Raw genomic sequence first — 15,635 nt, 5'->3', positions numbered from 1 at the left:
TTTAGCCCTCCATTCCTTGGTAAGGGATCTTGCAATAAACAATAGTACCTTGTTCGGAAGATTCAAAGTTTAATTTAGCTCCATCCCCAAACAAACTGACCAGACGCTTGTTCAAATTTTCCAAAGCTGAACCGGTCCCTTTTTCAGATGACACACTTTGTTTACCCAATTTCCCCAGTCTATTCTTTTCTATTCCATACCCATTATCTTGCACACTTAAAAATATATTATGATCTATCTTATTAACTGTTACTTGGATTAAATTATGCACTTTCCGATTTTTAAAGGCATGTTTAAAGGCATTCTCTACTAATATCTGGATCACAAACGGAGGCAACAAAATATTATTCAACCCATTTTCTATGTTCATTTCAACTTGATAGCGGTCTGGAAAGCGCGCTTGTTCCAATTTTATATAGGCTTCTACTTGAAGTAGTTCTTTTTCTAAAGGGATCACATTTGTTCTGGCACCCTGCAAATTAGAACGGAAAAAGGTACTCAGCTGCAGCAACATTTCACGAGCTTTCTCACTATCGATTCGAATCAATGCAGAAATGGTATTGATGGTATTAAAGAAAAAATGTGGATTTACTTGAGCTTGCAGCGATTTGATCTCTGCATCTTGTAAAAGCTGACTTTGCAATTCCATTTCGCCAAGTTCAATTTGACTGGAAAATATAGTGGCCAATCCTTCCGCCAATTGCCGTTCCACAAAAGTTAATTTTGAGGTATCCGTGAAATACATTTTTAACGTTCCAATCGTTTTCTCCTTTACTTTCAATGGAATAACAATTGCAGCTTCTAATGGGCAGTCAGGATGGTCGCACCCAATTTCTTTATGAGAATGCACTTCTTTGATTTCCCCTGTTCGAAGTACTTCTTTAGATAAATTGGTCACTATTTTTTTTGAAGGAAAATGATGATCACTGGCTGCGCCGACATGTGCCAAAATACTGTCCGTGTTGGTAATGCTGACTGCCGAAACCTTGATTAGCTTTTGAATGATTTTTGCTGCTTGTGTACAAGATTCCTCATTCATGCCTGAGCGAAAATAAGGCATAGTTTCGTTAGTCAATTGAAAAACATCATGCGTTTGAACAGCTCTCGTTTGTTCTTCTTGCCGCAGTGTTGAGTCGATGATTGATAAGAAAATTCCCGTTCCAATGCTGTTCGTCAAAATCATTGGCAGACCAATGAACTGAACTAAATCTATTGCTTCTTGAAAATGTGTACTCAATAATAAAATACACATCATTTGAACCCCTTCCATTGCTGCGCCAATGATGAGACCCTCTTTAACTTTTGGGAAAGCATTCTTACGGATGAATTTCAATCCATAGATCCCAGAAAACAAGCCAACCAATACAGACGAAATGACATACACATAAGCATCTATTCCACCTTGAAAATAGCGAATAACGCCCGAAATGAGGCCCACCGCCACACCGATAATTGGCCCCCCAATTAATCCTGAAACACCAATCGTCAACACACGTGTATTTGCCAGTGAAGAATGAACGGATAAATCAGTAAACGGCTGATCCATCCTGATTTGGTTTTGGCCAATCTCTACCCCAGTAAAATTAGAAATCAGGGCAAATAATCCAAATACCACGATCAGTTGCACCATCGTACTTACTTTTCTTCGATTTCCTAAAAGATTTTTGAAGTAAGGAATATTCATTAAGATATACGCTAAAATAATGATCAATCCGCCACGTTCAAGCATTAAAATGAATAAATAAAACATTATGTCACTTCCTATAGTTTAATACCATTAGTTTACCGCACAAAAAAAAATTATGTATACAAAGAAATAGAACCCTTTATCAAATGATATAGAATCCTATTTAGATGATTTTTATAATTCCTTATGATTATTCTCATTTTCGTATTCTAAAATATCTCCAGGCTGACAATTTAACGCTTTACAGAGTGCTTCTAAAGTTGAAAATCGGATGGCTTTCGCTTTCCCATTTTTCAATATCGAAAGGTTCGCCATCGTAATACCAACTTTATTTGAAAGTTCTGTTACACTCATTTTTCGTTTAGCCAACATTACATCAATATTAATGATCATTGCCATATTTATTCACCTCAAATCAGACTATTAAATCATTTTCTTTTTTAATATCAATGGCCTCTTGTAAAAGTCGTTGCAGGATCGCTGCAAATACCGTGATAACCAGTGAAGCAAATACAGGAATCATTCCGACTAAAACAAGTCCAGGAGCATCATCCATTTGTGCTAAACCAAAAACAAATGGCAAAATTACTATATACAAGCCACTGATAGCTATTGCACAAAGTTTGATATTCTTTAAAGCTTTAACGGACAATTCAGAGAACGCTTGGTTCCTATCAATATAGCTCAACAGTCTAAACGTTTGATATAAAGCCATAAAAAATGGGAATATTGATGCATATATACCAATCAAGATGGGATATAACAGTTGATCATAGACCGGACTTGCTGGGTTATTGATCAACCACGTCAATCCATATATTCCCATTATAAACACTGGCAGTCCAATAAACATAACAGCTAGTTTCAAAAAAAGTGTTGTTCCTCGTTTCATAAATAAACCTCCCATACTCATTACAAATTTTATTTTAGCAGGTTTTTTATCGTTTAACAATAAATATTTATTGTTTTTCACGCAAAACGTTCTGTAAGCAAACCGGTTCATTCTAGAAGAAACTCTAGATTAAAATAAAAACACTCTTTATCAGTTATTTATTTACCGAAATTTGGTAGTTAACAAGCGTTTTTTTAGGTATGATAGAGGAAAATCAAAAGAGGAGGATCTCGATGAATCATTACTTTAAATTACCTATAAACGCTACATTATCACTTGTACAACCTACCATCGCTATGGCAACTACTCTTTTTGATCTGGTAGATAGTGACAGAGAACACATTAGACGATTTCTTGACTTTGTCGATACAACAAAAGAAGCTAACGACGAAATCAACTATATAAACATGAAACTGTCCGGATACGTTAAAGGAACAGATAGACTATTCTTAATTGCTTATGAAGGTGAATTAGTTGGTTCAATCGATTTACACTCTATTGACTCTCGCAACAAAAAGGCAGAAATAGGTTATTGGGTGCATTCTTCTCAAATTAAAAAAGGGATTGCAACTAAAAGCGTACAAAAAGTTTGCCAAATCGCTTTCGAAGAAATGGGCTTAAACAAACTAACGATTTTTGCCGATACCAAAAACATAGGCAGCAACGCAGTAGCTTTAAAAAGCGGATTCTCTCTAGTTGGAACCGATAAAGAAGATATCTTTATGTACGATATATTTTGTGATATGAACAAATATGCTATGCTGAAATCTGAATTTACAGTTTAAAAAATCAATCATGTCGTTTTTTTAGTTAATTCAAGCAAAGTTAAATCGATGAAGGAACTGATAAATTAAATGAACAAATCACCTGAAATACTATTCATTATCCTAATAGCTCTTGTTAGCTATTCTTTATTATGTGCATTGATAGCTTTAGTAATTGCACTATATAAAAAAATCAGAAAGAAAGTATCTTTTAAAGAATCCTTCAAAGATACTTTCTGGTTATTTTTTTCAGAACTATTTAACCCATTCAATTATTTTTAGAAAACTTAAATTTGAAATTTACATACTTCTTTATTCTGATTTATCAAATTAAGCTAGACGAAATATCTTTATCTTTTAACAAAATTATCCATAGGGAGCGGGTTCACAATGGAAGAATATGAAACTTTGCAAGCAAAACTGAAATCTCTACTAAAAAAAGAGAAACATTCAAAAATAAGGTATGAAGAAAAGGCTATGCGGTACGAGACCGCCAAAGAAACATTTGATAAAGAAAATGAAGATGTTGAAAAATTACAAGCTGAATCATTATCTACTTTTTTGAAACGATTAATTGGAAATTACGATAAAAAACTCGATAAAGAAATGCAAGAAAAACTGGTTGCTAAAATGGAATTAGATTTAGCTTTGGCTTTATTGCTCGAATCGAGAGAAGATTTAGCTACTAACCAAGCAGCTACAGCTCAAACTACTGCTCAATTCAACCAATTAAAAGATAACTTATACACGCAAGATGCTCATTTTCGCGAAAAAATTAGTGAAGAAGAAATAAACCGAGCTCAGCTTAAACAAGAGTTAATTGAACTTGATGAAGCATTAGAAGCTGGAAAAAAAGTACTAAACGGAATAAATTTTGCATTAGATGACTTAGATTCAGCCGATTCCTTTTCAACATGGGATATGTTCACAGATAGCAGCCTCATATTTGATATGATGAAATACGATAAAATCGATAAAGCTGAAGCTAAAATGAACCGATTAGAGCAGCTTCTAGAAAATTATGCCAAAGAATTAAAAGATCTTTCTTTAGACACTTACCTTAGTTATGAAAAATTTAGTGGCATGAGTAAAACTTTTGATATTTTCTTTGATAATCTTTTCTCTGATTGGGATACAAAATCAAAAATTGGACGTAATATTGAAATGCTTGAAACACTGGAGCTAAGTATTGCCGAACTACAAACTAAACTTGAAACCAATAAAGAAGATAGACAAAATAAAATTAAAGAATCAGAAACTTTATTTTAAATTCAATACAATTTTACTCTGAACCTATGCTTAACCTATTATCTTTGGCAGTTGATCAAAAATATCAACAACCAGGTATCGGAAAACAATTGATGCAGTCTATTGAATCGGTCGCTAGTGAACTCGAGCTAACTAAAATACGTTTAAATTCTGGTGAGACTAGACTTGGAGCTCATACATTTTATGAGTCTATTGGTTATTTTCGCTTGATAAAAAAAACGTACCTAACAAAAAAATCTAACCTACACCAAGAACTGGTGCAAGTTAGATTTTTTATTTTAACCTTATCTAATAGTATTAAGAGCTTTTGTCCATAATAATAAATCATTGAACATCCCTTGTGCATTTACTTTATTGTAATCATTTGGTTTGAAGACACTCATGTTTTCAAAGTCAGTTATTAGCGAGAAATTTGTTGTCGTGCGTACAGAAGCAACACTTAATTCTCCAAAAATGACACGCATATTTTCGTGAGCACGTGCTCCACCTAAACTGCCATATCCAACTAAAGCAGCTGTTTTATTTGCAACTTCTGCTTTTAAGAAGTCTAAAGAATTTTTCAATGCTCCACCTACTGCGTGATTGTATTCTGGGGTGATAAATACATATCCATCAAATGAAGCCATTTTTTCAGACCATGCTTGAATTGCTGCACTTGCTGTTGCTTGACGATCTTCAGAAAGCTTAGCTCCTAATAATGGCAAATCGTAATCTGCTAAAGCAACTATTTCATATTCGACACCTTCGTCATTTCTGTTTACTGCAAATTCATGAATCCATTCTGTTACCGCTGCTGAGTTTCTTCCTTCACGTACGCTTCCTGAGATAATACCGATTTTCATAATTTTTGTCCTCTTTTCTTCTATTTTTTTAGTTTGTTCATTCTTCCCGAATAAAGTTTCGCTTATTCGAGTGAATACTGATTTGTTAACCAATGTGTTTCCTCCATTACAGATTATTTAATTGAAGGTCACCCATCAATTAACACTTACATTTCGTAAGTACATTTACTAGTATGCCATAGATTTAAATTTATTACAAGTCTATTTATTATTAATTCGAGACTTTTACTAAAAATAAGTAGTTTTTTATAAATTAGCCTTTTCTTCTATAAAATTCACTAAACTAAAAAGGCAGTTTATTCTATTTGACAAAAAATAATAATCGTATTACAATTATCTCGAATTAGTAATATATTAATCCGTAATTAAAAAAACAACACTATAAGGAGCGATTTATATGAAAAAAACAGCAGGCATTCACCACATTACAGCTATTGTAGGACATCCTCAAGAAAATATTGATTTCTATGCCGGAATTTTAGGCTTACGCTTAATTAAGAAAACCGTTAATTTTGATGACCCTGGTACGTATCATTTATACTTTGGGAATGATGGTGGTAAGCCTGGTACTATTATTACCTTCTTCCCATGGGCCGGAGCTGCGCAAGGAAAAATTGGTGGTGGTCAAGTTGGCGTGATAACCTACGCAATTCCAGTTGGAACTCTATCTTACTGGGAAACCCGATTAGCTAAATTTGATATTCAATATGAAAAAACGACGCGTTTTAGTGAAACCTATTTGCAGTTTGAAGACTACCATGGCCTACAATTGGAACTAGTTGAACGAGCAGAAGGTCAAATGAACAACTGGACTTTTGGAGAAGTAACACCTGAGGTAGCTATAAAAGGTTTTGGTGGAGCTGTATTGTATTCAACTGATCCAACTTCAACGATTGAAACACTACAGGAAACTATGGGTTTGGAAAAGGTGGCCGAAGAAGACGAACTTGTTCGTTTGAAAGCTTACGGAGATATCGGAAATATTATTGATATCAGCCTACTTGCTGTAGCACCTGGACAAATGGGTGTCGGAACCGTTCACCATATTGCTTGGCGTGCAAAAGATGAGACAGATCATGTAGACTGGCAAAATCATGTCTATAAAAAAGGCTATGACGTCACAGAAATAAAAGACCGCAACTATTTTAACGCTATTTATTTTAGAGAGTATGGCGATATTTTGTTTGAAATAGCAACCGATACTCCAGGTTTTGCCCATGATGAATCTTATGAGACAATGGGACAAGCCTTAAAATTACCAGCTCAATACGAAAGTGCTAGAGATCAACTAACGAGCAACCTTATTCCAATTAAAGTAACTGAACTGGATTAAGGTTCTAATTAAGATGGTTATTTGGAGTTTAAAGATACCGAATTTTTATTAAGGAGGAACGAGTATGAAACATTTATTTATTAAAGGAACAGATCAATCAAAACCTACTTTGCTTTTACTACATGGAACGGGGGGGACTGAGCACGACCTTCTCCCTCTTGCCGCGGAAATAGATTCGGATGCAAATGTATTAAGTGTTCGAGGAAATGTATTGGAAAATGGTATGTCACGCTTCTTTCGTCGACTAGCTGAAGGTATTTTTGATGAAGAGGACTTGATTTTCCAAACAAAAGAATTAAATGTATTTCTTGATGAAGCTGCTGCTAAATATGATTTCGACCGCGCCAATATTTTAGCTATAGGGTATTCAAATGGTGCCAATATTGCAGCTAGTTTGCTGTTTCATTATGCTGATGCTTTATCTGGAGCCATTTTACATCACCCGATGGTTCCTAGAAGAGGGATTTCTTTACCCGATTTAACAGATATACCTATCTTTATTAGTGCTGGAACAAACGATCCAATCTGCCCATCAAAAGAATCAGAAGAATTGTATACTTTGTTGGCAAATGCCCATGCTAAAGTTGATATTCATTGGGAAAGTCACCAACATCAGTTAACTCAAAGTGAAGTTGCTGCCGCCGCTAAATGGTATCAAGCTAATCACTGATAAGGGATCATTATTTCAAAAGATTCAGCATCTATAAATTGAAGAACCAGAAACTAATTGGTTCTGTATTAATCTATTTTGAACGACTAAAAAATTATTCTAGGTAGCCTTTTGACATCTCTCTTTTAGCCGTATGGTATACTTAAACTAAAAGAAAGGATCTTGATTATTATGAAAATATCTTTGACTAATCCTTACACTAATCAAATAAAGCACACAAAAGTCGGTTTTTCATGGACAACTTTATTTTTTGCTTTTATCCCAGCTCTCTTCAGAGGAGACTTTAAATGGTTTTTTGTTCAACTTGTCTGTGCTGCCTTTTCTTTGGACCTTTCTAGTTTAATTTTTGCTTTTATCTACAATAAATTATACATCAATGACTTGCTTGAAAAAGGCTACACGCCAGCAGATAAATATTCTGCTAAAGTCTTAAGGAGTAGAGGCTTTATCACGCCTAACTAATTTGATTTCATTTTAAGTTGGGTTAGTTGTTTCTTTAAATATATTCTGCTAAAAAAGAAATAGATTATACGCAATGAAAATCGTTGCATGTAATCTATTTCTTTTTGGGTATATAATCTTTTAGTGTTGTTAGATCTAATTTAACTATTTAGCTAATTTTTCAATTCATTTCAGTAAATTTCATTTATAAATTCAACAGTTTCTAATCTTCATTAGATTGGCTCGGTGCCTCTTCGCGGGAACGATGAACCGCTCCTTCTTCATGTTCGGGTCCTGAGTATATTGTATACAATTTTAATGGCTTAGCACCTGTATTAATAATATTGTGCCATGTATTCACGGGTACAAGTATAGCATCATCCTTAGTAATGGCTCTTTCAAAATCTAGATTATCTTTGCTAGCACCCATTTTACATACTCCTTGACCCTCTTCAATGCGAATAAACTGATCACTTCTTTCATGAATTTCTAATCCAGCTTCATCATTTGGCGCTATAGACATGACCGTTAATTGTAGTTTTTTACCTGTCCAAATCGTCGTACGGAAGTTATTATTCTCAGCTGTCGCATCTTCAATATTAAACATATAAGGCTTTTTACCATAATCTTTATGATCCATTACTATTTCCTCCTTTTAATCTGGTTTATTAAAGTTTATTATAGTTAAATACAGCGGTATTTCAAATTAATTATAGCGCTCCCAATTTAAAAAGTCACCTCTGAGCCATCTAAAAAACTAGAGAAGAAGATAATTAACCCTTTTATTTGTCTTCTCTTATTCGATTTCCATTTCAACAATCGTTAGTTCTCCATTAGTTGAAACCTTACTGGTTCCATTGGATTTATCATTTTTATTTTCCCATTCAATAAAATACTCATTATCTTTTTCGACTGTAGAAAGAATGGTAGTCTCACCCAAATGATTGCTGTATTCTTTTATAATCATTTGTTCAGCATTATTTTCAGATATCTTTGAACAGCCGACTAATAAAACAAAAAAGAGTGCAAAAACAACTAAAGAAAAAATTTTCCATAAGATAATATCTTTTATATTATCTGCATGTCCATTCATTATAATTTCAACTTTTTAAGAATAATCGATGAAATAAAAAAGCCGATACTAATAGATCCTGCAAATAATAGTAGTGACGGGAAAGCTTGATTTAAACCTTCTCCATAGAAATAATCTTGGAATAACTTAAAAAAAACAAAACCAATAATTCCAGACATTAAAAATCCAATAATATAAAACAACAACATATGCGTAAGCGAGCTATTATCAACAACTCTTTCATCATCATTATTCATACTTCCTCCGGTGTGTATCGGTTCAGCGCTATCTAACGAGTTTTTATCGGCATCTTGACCTATATTTACTCTAGTATACAAAGAATTTGAGATATTGCTCTGCTGGTTGTATTTATGTTGTTTATCGCGATCACTCATTTTCATTCCCCTATTCTCTCTATTCTTAGTTGTGAAAGAGTCAATCTATTATGGAAGAAGTATAACTTTATCCTACTCTTATTGAAAGCGTTATAGTTCATTCTTTTTATGATGATTTACAATCGAACGATTAATCCCTGTATTCTAGCATAATCAAAGAAAAAAACCGCTAATATAAAAAATTAGCGGCTTTTTATGGGTCTATAATTTTTAGTGTTGATAGATTTATTCTACTTACTCACCTAAAAATTCTGGCAGAATAGGATTTGCTTGTAGCCGTTCATTGGATTCAATGCGAATAACAGAGCGTTAACGCTTCAGCGATTACGGCTTATTGAGACTTGAAAGCCTTAAGACAGCGGTTTCCAGGCTTCAGGTGATCCCAATGGCTTCACAAGCAAAACCGTCTCTTCCACAAGAATTTTTTTGAACTATAAGTACTATCTGTCATATACCTACTTTTGGTAGAACTCATCAAAAATCTACACTATTTGACGAAGAGCCCTTTTTATTTATAGAAATAACCCAACAAACATGGCAGATAATATAGGAACGATAAATCCACCTAACATGCCTCGTAAAGCAAGTTTAGACAAGTCATTTTTTCTAGTTGGTGCAAATACTGATAATCCTGTTACACAAATAGCAATACTAGCAAATGCTCCGAAACTACCTACAGCAATGGATAACATAGCTACAGCTCTTTCAGATAGTTCAGATATCATAGGTGCTAGATCTGCAAAAGCGACAAATTCATTGATAGACATTTTTGTCCCTAAAATTTGCCCAGCAATCATCGCTTCAGAGCCACTTAATCCCATCAACCAACCAATCGGCAGAAAGAGATAACCTAGAGCCTCTGTAAAACTCGTACCTACTAGACCTAAAATACTATTTAATAATGCTACGATTGAAATCACGGCAATCAAACTAGCTCCGATACCTAATACCATTTGCAACCCATTATTGATTCCCTCGGACATAGCAGAAAAAATAGATGTATTAGCACCTTTACGGTTTAATGTTACCTCTGATACTTTACTGATCTCCGTTTCAGGTGTCAAAATTTTAGCGACTAATAGTGACCCAAAAGGAACCAAAGCCGTTGTGATTAGTAGCCATTTCATCGGGATACCCAGTAGACTGTACCCAACTAGAATAGAAGCTGACACTGAACCCATCCCGGAAACCAAAACTGTCATCAACTCTGACTTTGTCATATTTGGTAAGTATTTCGCAACTAAGAAAGGTGCTTCTGTCTGGCCTAAGAACATATTAGCTACCGCTACAAACGACTCAGCTTTCTCGGTACCTAATAATTTACCCACAGCTCCTCCTATTATTTTTACTACCCAACCCACTACACCTAAGTAGCCTAGGATACCGGTTAAAGCAGATAAGAAAATAATGACACCCAGCACATCAATAAAGAAATACCCTTGTCCAAATAAATCTCCAAAAACAAAGGTTAGTCCTTCGTTAGCGAAACTAAACAATTTGGTTACAGCTTTTGCTAACTGTTCGATGATCCAACTGCCCACAGGAACCTTGATTAAAAATAGGGATAAAACTAATTGTGCCCCTAAAGCAGTAAATACAGTTCTTTTATTAATAGCTTTTTTATTATCAGATAAGAGATAAACGATCCCCAACATAACTATAATTCCTAAAATCGTGATTAATCTGCTCATTTATTTCTTATCTCCATCTCTGCTAATTTATCGTTAACCATTGTTACAACTGTATAGGCATCTTCGGGATTGTTTACTACGTCGATCTTATCTATATTGATAATCAACACCTCTGAGGCATCATAATATTTGGTGACCCAATTATCATACCCTTCCCAAAGCGTTCTATAATAATCTAGTAACCCTTGATCTTGCTCAAAGTCTCTGCCACGTAAACCGATACGGTAAACAATCGTCTCAAAGGATCCCTTTAAATACACCATTAAGTCTGGTGACTTTTTGGGTAATTCTTGTAATTCTTCCATCATATTATTGAGCAATTTTTGGTATATGCTGAATTCTGTTTCTGAAATACGCCCTAAATTCATGTTTACTTTAGCAAAATACCAATCCTCATAAATTGAACGATCTAAAACATTATTTTTGTTATGTAATGCCTCTTTAATGCTTTTAAACCGACTATTTAAAAATTCCAATTGTAATAAAAAAGGGTACCGTTTTACTCTTTGTTCCTCTTCACTTGCCGTGTAAAATAAAGGCAATATTTCATTATCGTCTACATTTTCGTAGAATACCTCACTACCTAAAGAACCTCCCAAAAGTTCAGCTACACTTGTTTTTCCTGCCCCGATCATTCCACCAATTACTAAAATCGCCATCTACCCCTCTCCTTATGCCAAGGAAAAAGAGTAGCTCTAGTGAGCTACCCTTTCTCTATTTAATTACTACTTTAACTTTATGGATGTTCTACATACTTATCTATTATTTTTAAATATCTAACTACATATTCATCAGTTACTACCTTTGCTATGATACTATGATATTATAATTATTTCAACCTAAAATTACACAACATATGCTAGTTTTTTTCAAAAAAAACACAACATATAGTGTATCGACTATTCTTAAGCTGTGAAAGCGATTGATTTTAAATTCTTCATTTTTTTCTATATCCGAAAACAGAGTTACAGCAAATAGTTACATCCAAAACTTTAAAAGAAGGCAAGTAAAATGGACAAGCCAGAGAATTTTTTCTTCTGACTTGTCCATTTTTAGTTATAACTAAACGATTTAATTAAGTTCTGGTGTAGTGCTTGTATCGTCTTCAGTCGGTCTTTGCATATCGCCGTTACCAGGCTGTTGCATATCGCCGTTACCAGGCTGTTGCATTCCGCCTCCCATTTGACCAGTTGTAGTGCCTACTGTTGTGGCAATTGAGTCAACTACCACTTCAAAAGTTTCATCATCAATTGCTAATGTGTAGGTTCCATCTTCCTCTAAATCAGCTGAACTAAATTGTACAGAACTAAAACTTTTATCGGCCGTCCATGATAAAAGAACTGTTCCATCTGCATCAGTTAGTTCGATTTCGCTTCCCGCTTCGTAAGTCGTTTCAAATCCATATAATACACTCACTTGACTAGAACTGTCTCCAAAAGTTACGGCCATACCTGAACTTCCAGCAGCCATTAATGTTCCTCCAGTAATAAGAGTGTCCCCATTTGAGTCAATTGTTCCGTTGCCGTCATTTTCTGGTCCACTAACTGTAGTAGTACCGCCAGAAATTTCAAGTGTCCCATTTGAATCCAATCCATCCCCACTGCTATTTACCGTCAATGTGCCTCCGGAAATGACCAATGAATTTTCACTACTGCTAGCAGTTTCACCGGGTACAGCTTGTTCGCTAGTTGTCGAAGTTCCGCCAGCTGCATTTAGTCCATCATCACTCGCTACAACCGTAATTTCTCCGTCGCTGATCGTGATCGTCTTGCCTTCAATTCCTTCATAACTCTCTGTGATTGCGATAGTTGACCCGCTTAATTGCAAATCATTGTCCGCATGTAAGCCATCATCGCCAGAAGCTAATGAAAGTGTTCCACCTGTCAGTGTCAAGTTACCATCAGTATGAACCGTATCGTCAGCTGCATCAATTGTGATTGTTCCATTATTGATGATCAATTCACCTGTAGCTTTCAACCCTTTCATACTTGTCGAACTAGTATCGTCAGTATCCAGATTTTCATCTGCCTCTGTCTCTGTCTCTGTTTCTGTCTCTGCTGTTTGTTTAAAGAAATTCATACCCATACTTTCCGATGCTTTCGCCACTGCATTAGTGCTTCCGCCACCTGTTGTAATATCAAGCGTTCCACCGTCTACTTGAAGCAGCGTTTCAGCTTGAATACCATCTTCCTCTGCATCAATCGTGAAATCTCCACCTGCTATATAAACAAATCCTTTACCTTCTTCTTCAGCGTTATCAGATTGGATACCATCAGCACCTGTAGTCATGTTGAATGTTCCATCTTTTATTTTTACTGAATCTTTTCCTGAAAAACCCTGACCAACTGCAGTAATTTGATACGTTCCACTTACGATAGTCAAATCATCTTTTGATACGATACCATGATTTGTATTTCCATTTATTGTTAAGCTTCCAGAGCCATTCAATGTTAAATCAGCCTTACTAAAGATTGTTCCATCAATAGTCGTTACATCATCGCCTGTTCCAATAGTTGCTGTACTTCCAGCTTTATCTGTTAGTGTATTTTCTGAACCTTCTGCAAGTGTCACAAAAACTTTTTCTGCTTCTTCAATAAGGAGAGGTGCACTGGTTGAAGAAGTAACGTCTACTCCGTCTAAAATCAAATGAACCTCTTCCGTATCAGGAGCTGTTACTTTGATTTGACCATCCGAAAGCATTCCACTGATTAGATACGTTCCACCAGCTGTAATCGTTAAGACATTGCCATCAACGCTCGCTCCTTCTCCACTAGTCGTACTTTGATCATCAGCTAGTTCGATAGTCGTTAAATCAGCTTCTTCATACCCCACTTCAAGATCATCCGAGCTAAATTCTAAGTCATAATCTACTGTACTAGTAGCGGTGCTAGAATCAGATGTCGTACCGGATTCAGTACTTTGTGCAGTAGTAGAAGAAGTTGTTTGGCATCCTGCCAACATTCCTATGATGGCAAGGGAAACAAGGATACTCATTTTAGATTGCTTTTGCTTTTTTTTCATTATAATTCTTCCTTTCCAGATAGCGAACGGCCGCAAATAATTTCTAAATTTCCATTTCTGCAACGCAACGCATCGATCAATTGTTTTTCCTGATTTTGATCTTTCAATTCAATGGTATATTCTAAGCGAAATAGACTGCCCATATTGGTTGTTTTTACTCTCATCATTTGGTAGCTAGACAAGTATTGGCCGAAAATATCATCAAAAATCGTACTGTAATCTAGATTTTCAGGAATCGTTATTTTTAGTATACGGATCTGCTCACCTACTTCACCAAAACGAGATAGATTCAAACCTACCATTACCCCACAGATAATTATGGCAAATACAACTGCAAATCCAATATAGCCCATTCCACTTGCTAAACCAATTGCCATTGCTAGAAAAATACTACTGATTTCTTTAGCTGAACCTGGAACTGAACGGAATCGAACGAGGCTGAATGCCCCCATAACGGCAACACCAGCTCCAACGTTTCCATTGACCAACATGATGACCATTTGTACCATGGCTGGCAATAGAAACAATGTACCTACAAAACCCTTGGAATAATGATTGCGATACATATAGGTCCATGCTACGAACCACCCTAATACCAAACTTGCTAAGGTACAAAAAATAAAACTTGTGATGGAAAATGCAGATGCACTTTCCATATATACACTATTAAATAATTCACTCATGCACTATAAACCTCTCTTTCTCTTACTTCCATTATTGTTTTTTCTTGCGTTTTTAGATGATTTTGGTATCCATTAGCGTATTTTGAAAATTTTGCCGGGAAAATTTTATTTCTTGATAAAATACGTGCAAGCCATACTGGCATGGCACCGCAAATTTTGATTTCCATCAATAAATGATTTTCTGGCAAAATCGGTTGCCCATACGATCCGGATGACAAAAACAAATCTTCCGTACGGTACAAAATTTCTTGATCAAAGGTGATCCGGATACTGTCATCCACTTTATCAAAATAAGCCAATCTTTTATAAGATAAATACATAGCTGGCTTTAAATCTGGATAAAAAGATAGAACTGATTCAAACTCGTGTATCTTTTGGTTATCGCTGACAACAGCTAGTTTTTCTTGATGCGCTAAAAACGTTTCTGCTTGGTTTAATCGCATTTTTGCTCTTCTTTTATAGACTGTCCCATCAAATTTTTTCTTGATTTCAATATATACTGGATCTTTTTCAGTTGGTACCCCGTAGCTACGCAATCGAACTTTTTCTTTGTAGACCGGCTTGCTCATTGAGTGGCGTATCAAATACCAATCTTGGGTATCATAGTAAATATTTGTGATCAAATATTTTCCGTATTTATCCAATTCCATATGCGGTCTAAGCTCCTTCATCAATTGACCCCATTGATCATACGTAATTAAATACTTCGTTTCTTTGCGTTCAAAAACACTTTGATAATTAGCCATATCCATTACCTCCTTGCTCGATGGATATAATATAAAACTTGAACCTTAATTGAACCTTAAGTTTAAAATTTAGAGATGAGTTTGTTTATAAAATACGTATTTATTTAGTGAGACCAATTTGATAAGGAG

At 35.1% G+C, this 15,635-nt stretch carries 18 protein-coding genes; 6 read left to right on the top strand and 12 right to left on the bottom strand.

The annotated features are described in order from the left end of the window. Position 1 precedes the first annotated feature (1 nt). From BP17_RS01815 to BP17_RS01805, 3 genes are all read right to left on the bottom strand, one after another. Positions 2-1,750 (bottom strand): sensor histidine kinase, encoded by a 1,749-nt coding sequence (locus BP17_RS01815; RefSeq protein ID WP_035051198.1) that lies wholly within the window; start codon positions 1,748-1,750, stop codon positions 2-4. Between the two features lie 111 nt (positions 1,751-1,861). Continuing rightward, positions 1,862-2,086, bottom strand: coding sequence for a helix-turn-helix domain-containing protein (locus BP17_RS01810; RefSeq protein ID WP_035051197.1), 225 nt, complete (start codon positions 2,084-2,086; stop codon positions 1,862-1,864). Positions 2,087-2,102: 16 nt separating this feature from the next. Next, a complete protein-coding gene (locus BP17_RS01805) occupies positions 2,103-2,579 on the bottom strand; it encodes a DUF2975 domain-containing protein (RefSeq protein ID WP_035051196.1) in 477 nt (158 codons plus the stop codon). 233 nt (positions 2,580-2,812) lie between these two features. Between BP17_RS01805 and BP17_RS01800 the strand changes: the two genes are divergently transcribed. The 3 genes from BP17_RS01800 to BP17_RS13825 all read left to right on the top strand — a co-directional run bounded on the left by BP17_RS01800 (position 2,813) and on the right by BP17_RS13825 (position 4,929). After that, on the top strand, positions 2,813-3,364 hold the full coding sequence (locus BP17_RS01800) for a GNAT family N-acetyltransferase (protein ID WP_035051195.1): 552 nt from the start codon (positions 2,813-2,815) through the stop codon (positions 3,362-3,364). Between the two features lie 369 nt (positions 3,365-3,733). Further along, positions 3,734-4,612 (top strand): hypothetical protein, encoded by an 879-nt coding sequence (locus BP17_RS01795; protein ID WP_035051194.1) that lies wholly within the window; start codon positions 3,734-3,736, stop codon positions 4,610-4,612. A 26-nt stretch (positions 4,613-4,638) separates the two neighbouring features. Then, positions 4,639-4,929, top strand: coding sequence for a GNAT family N-acetyltransferase (locus BP17_RS13825; RefSeq protein WP_084676227.1), 291 nt, complete (start codon positions 4,639-4,641; stop codon positions 4,927-4,929). On the opposite strand, the gene BP17_RS01790 is transcribed toward BP17_RS13825, so the two are convergent. Beyond that, positions 4,897-5,547: an NADPH-dependent FMN reductase gene (locus tag BP17_RS01790; RefSeq protein ID WP_198022497.1), complete on the bottom strand. Its 651-nt coding sequence runs from the start codon at positions 5,545-5,547 to the stop codon at positions 4,897-4,899. The two genes, BP17_RS13825 and BP17_RS01790, sit on opposite strands and share 33 nt — an antisense overlap. A 304-nt stretch (positions 5,548-5,851) precedes the next feature. Here BP17_RS01790 and BP17_RS01785 point away from each other — a divergent pair, with 304 nt between their 5' ends. The 3 genes from BP17_RS01785 to BP17_RS01775 all read left to right on the top strand — a co-directional run bounded on the left by BP17_RS01785 (position 5,852) and on the right by BP17_RS01775 (position 7,919). Then, positions 5,852-6,787, top strand: a complete 936-nt coding sequence (locus BP17_RS01785; protein ID WP_035051193.1) for a ring-cleaving dioxygenase — start codon at positions 5,852-5,854, stop codon at positions 6,785-6,787. A 64-nt stretch (positions 6,788-6,851) separates the two neighbouring features. Beyond that, positions 6,852-7,457 carry an alpha/beta hydrolase gene (locus BP17_RS01780; RefSeq protein ID WP_035051191.1) on the top strand — a complete coding sequence of 202 codons (606 nt, stop codon included), beginning with the start codon at positions 6,852-6,854 and terminating at the stop codon, positions 7,455-7,457. A 171-nt stretch (positions 7,458-7,628) separates the two neighbouring features. Continuing rightward, positions 7,629-7,919: a hypothetical protein gene (locus BP17_RS01775; RefSeq protein WP_035051189.1), complete on the top strand. Its 291-nt coding sequence runs from the start codon at positions 7,629-7,631 to the stop codon at positions 7,917-7,919. Positions 7,920-8,121: 202 nt separating this feature from the next. On the opposite strand, the gene BP17_RS01770 is transcribed toward BP17_RS01775, so the two are convergent. The 8 genes from BP17_RS01770 to BP17_RS01735 form a co-directional block, all read right to left on the bottom strand. Beyond that, a complete protein-coding gene (locus BP17_RS01770; protein ID WP_035051187.1) occupies positions 8,122-8,544 on the bottom strand; it encodes a cupin domain-containing protein in 423 nt (140 codons plus the stop codon). 150 nt (positions 8,545-8,694) lie between these two features. After that, complete coding sequence (locus tag BP17_RS01765) at positions 8,695-8,991, bottom strand: hypothetical protein (protein WP_051910411.1); 297 nt, start codon at positions 8,989-8,991, stop codon at positions 8,695-8,697. Further along, a complete protein-coding gene (locus tag BP17_RS01760; RefSeq protein WP_035051186.1) occupies positions 8,991-9,365 on the bottom strand; it encodes a hypothetical protein in 375 nt (124 codons plus the stop codon). The genes BP17_RS01765 and BP17_RS01760 overlap by 1 nt, the downstream gene beginning before the upstream one ends. Positions 9,366-9,877: 512 nt before the next feature. After that, complete coding sequence (locus BP17_RS01755) at positions 9,878-11,056, bottom strand: NupC/NupG family nucleoside CNT transporter (protein ID WP_035051184.1); 1,179 nt, start codon at positions 11,054-11,056, stop codon at positions 9,878-9,880. Next, positions 11,053-11,715: a deoxynucleoside kinase gene (locus BP17_RS01750; protein ID WP_035051182.1), complete on the bottom strand. Its 663-nt coding sequence runs from the start codon at positions 11,713-11,715 to the stop codon at positions 11,053-11,055. The genes BP17_RS01755 and BP17_RS01750 overlap by 4 nt, the downstream gene beginning before the upstream one ends. 412 nt (positions 11,716-12,127) lie before the next feature. Further along, positions 12,128-14,077 carry a carbohydrate-binding domain-containing protein gene (locus BP17_RS01745; protein ID WP_051910410.1) on the bottom strand — a complete coding sequence of 650 codons (1,950 nt, stop codon included), beginning with the start codon at positions 14,075-14,077 and terminating at the stop codon, positions 12,128-12,130. Next, positions 14,077-14,760, bottom strand: a complete 684-nt coding sequence (locus BP17_RS01740; RefSeq protein WP_035051181.1) for a DUF4956 domain-containing protein — start codon at positions 14,758-14,760, stop codon at positions 14,077-14,079. The genes BP17_RS01745 and BP17_RS01740 overlap by 1 nt, the downstream gene beginning before the upstream one ends. After that, positions 14,757-15,506, bottom strand: a complete 750-nt coding sequence (locus BP17_RS01735; RefSeq protein WP_035051179.1) for a polyphosphate polymerase domain-containing protein — start codon at positions 15,504-15,506, stop codon at positions 14,757-14,759. The genes BP17_RS01740 and BP17_RS01735 overlap by 4 nt, the downstream gene beginning before the upstream one ends. Between the last annotated feature and the right edge of the window lie 129 nt (positions 15,507-15,635).

The sequence above is a fragment of the Carnobacterium pleistocenium FTR1 genome (assembly GCF_000744285.1).
In the GTDB taxonomy this organism is placed as follows: Bacteria; Bacillota; Bacilli; order Lactobacillales; family Carnobacteriaceae; genus Carnobacterium_B; species Carnobacterium_B pleistocenium.
The sequence above is the reverse complement of the archived record's forward strand: the minus strand, read 5'-3'. Positions and strand labels throughout refer to the sequence as shown.

Excerpts from the sequence above, each read along its gene's own strand:
- BP17_RS01815 (WP_035051198.1), bottom strand. The coding sequence starts at position 1,750 with ATGTTTTATTTATTCATTTTAATGCTTGAACGTGGCGGATTGATCATT.
- BP17_RS01810 (WP_035051197.1), bottom strand. The coding sequence starts at position 2,086 with ATGGCAATGATCATTAATATTGATGTAATGTTGGCTAAACGAAAAATG.
- BP17_RS01805 (WP_035051196.1), bottom strand. The coding sequence starts at position 2,579 with ATGAAACGAGGAACAACACTTTTTTTGAAACTAGCTGTTATGTTTATT.
- BP17_RS01800 (WP_035051195.1), top strand. The coding sequence starts at position 2,813 with ATGAATCATTACTTTAAATTACCTATAAACGCTACATTATCACTTGTA.
- BP17_RS01795 (WP_035051194.1), top strand. The coding sequence starts at position 3,734 with ATGGAAGAATATGAAACTTTGCAAGCAAAACTGAAATCTCTACTAAAA.
- BP17_RS13825 (WP_084676227.1), top strand. The coding sequence starts at position 4,639 with ATGCTTAACCTATTATCTTTGGCAGTTGATCAAAAATATCAACAACCA.
- BP17_RS01785 (WP_035051193.1), top strand. The coding sequence starts at position 5,852 with ATGAAAAAAACAGCAGGCATTCACCACATTACAGCTATTGTAGGACAT.
- BP17_RS01780 (WP_035051191.1), top strand. The coding sequence starts at position 6,852 with ATGAAACATTTATTTATTAAAGGAACAGATCAATCAAAACCTACTTTG.
- BP17_RS01775 (WP_035051189.1), top strand. The coding sequence starts at position 7,629 with ATGAAAATATCTTTGACTAATCCTTACACTAATCAAATAAAGCACACA.
- BP17_RS01765 (WP_051910411.1), bottom strand. The coding sequence starts at position 8,991 with ATGAATGGACATGCAGATAATATAAAAGATATTATCTTATGGAAAATT.
- BP17_RS01760 (WP_035051186.1), bottom strand. The coding sequence starts at position 9,365 with ATGAGTGATCGCGATAAACAACATAAATACAACCAGCAGAGCAATATC.
- BP17_RS01755 (WP_035051184.1), bottom strand. The coding sequence starts at position 11,056 with ATGAGCAGATTAATCACGATTTTAGGAATTATAGTTATGTTGGGGATC.
- BP17_RS01750 (WP_035051182.1), bottom strand. The coding sequence starts at position 11,715 with ATGGCGATTTTAGTAATTGGTGGAATGATCGGGGCAGGAAAAACAAGT.
- BP17_RS01745 (WP_051910410.1), bottom strand. The coding sequence starts at position 14,077 with ATGAAAAAAAAGCAAAAGCAATCTAAAATGAGTATCCTTGTTTCCCTT.
- BP17_RS01740 (WP_035051181.1), bottom strand. The coding sequence starts at position 14,760 with ATGAGTGAATTATTTAATAGTGTATATATGGAAAGTGCATCTGCATTT.
- BP17_RS01735 (WP_035051179.1), bottom strand. The coding sequence starts at position 15,506 with ATGGCTAATTATCAAAGTGTTTTTGAACGCAAAGAAACGAAGTATTTA.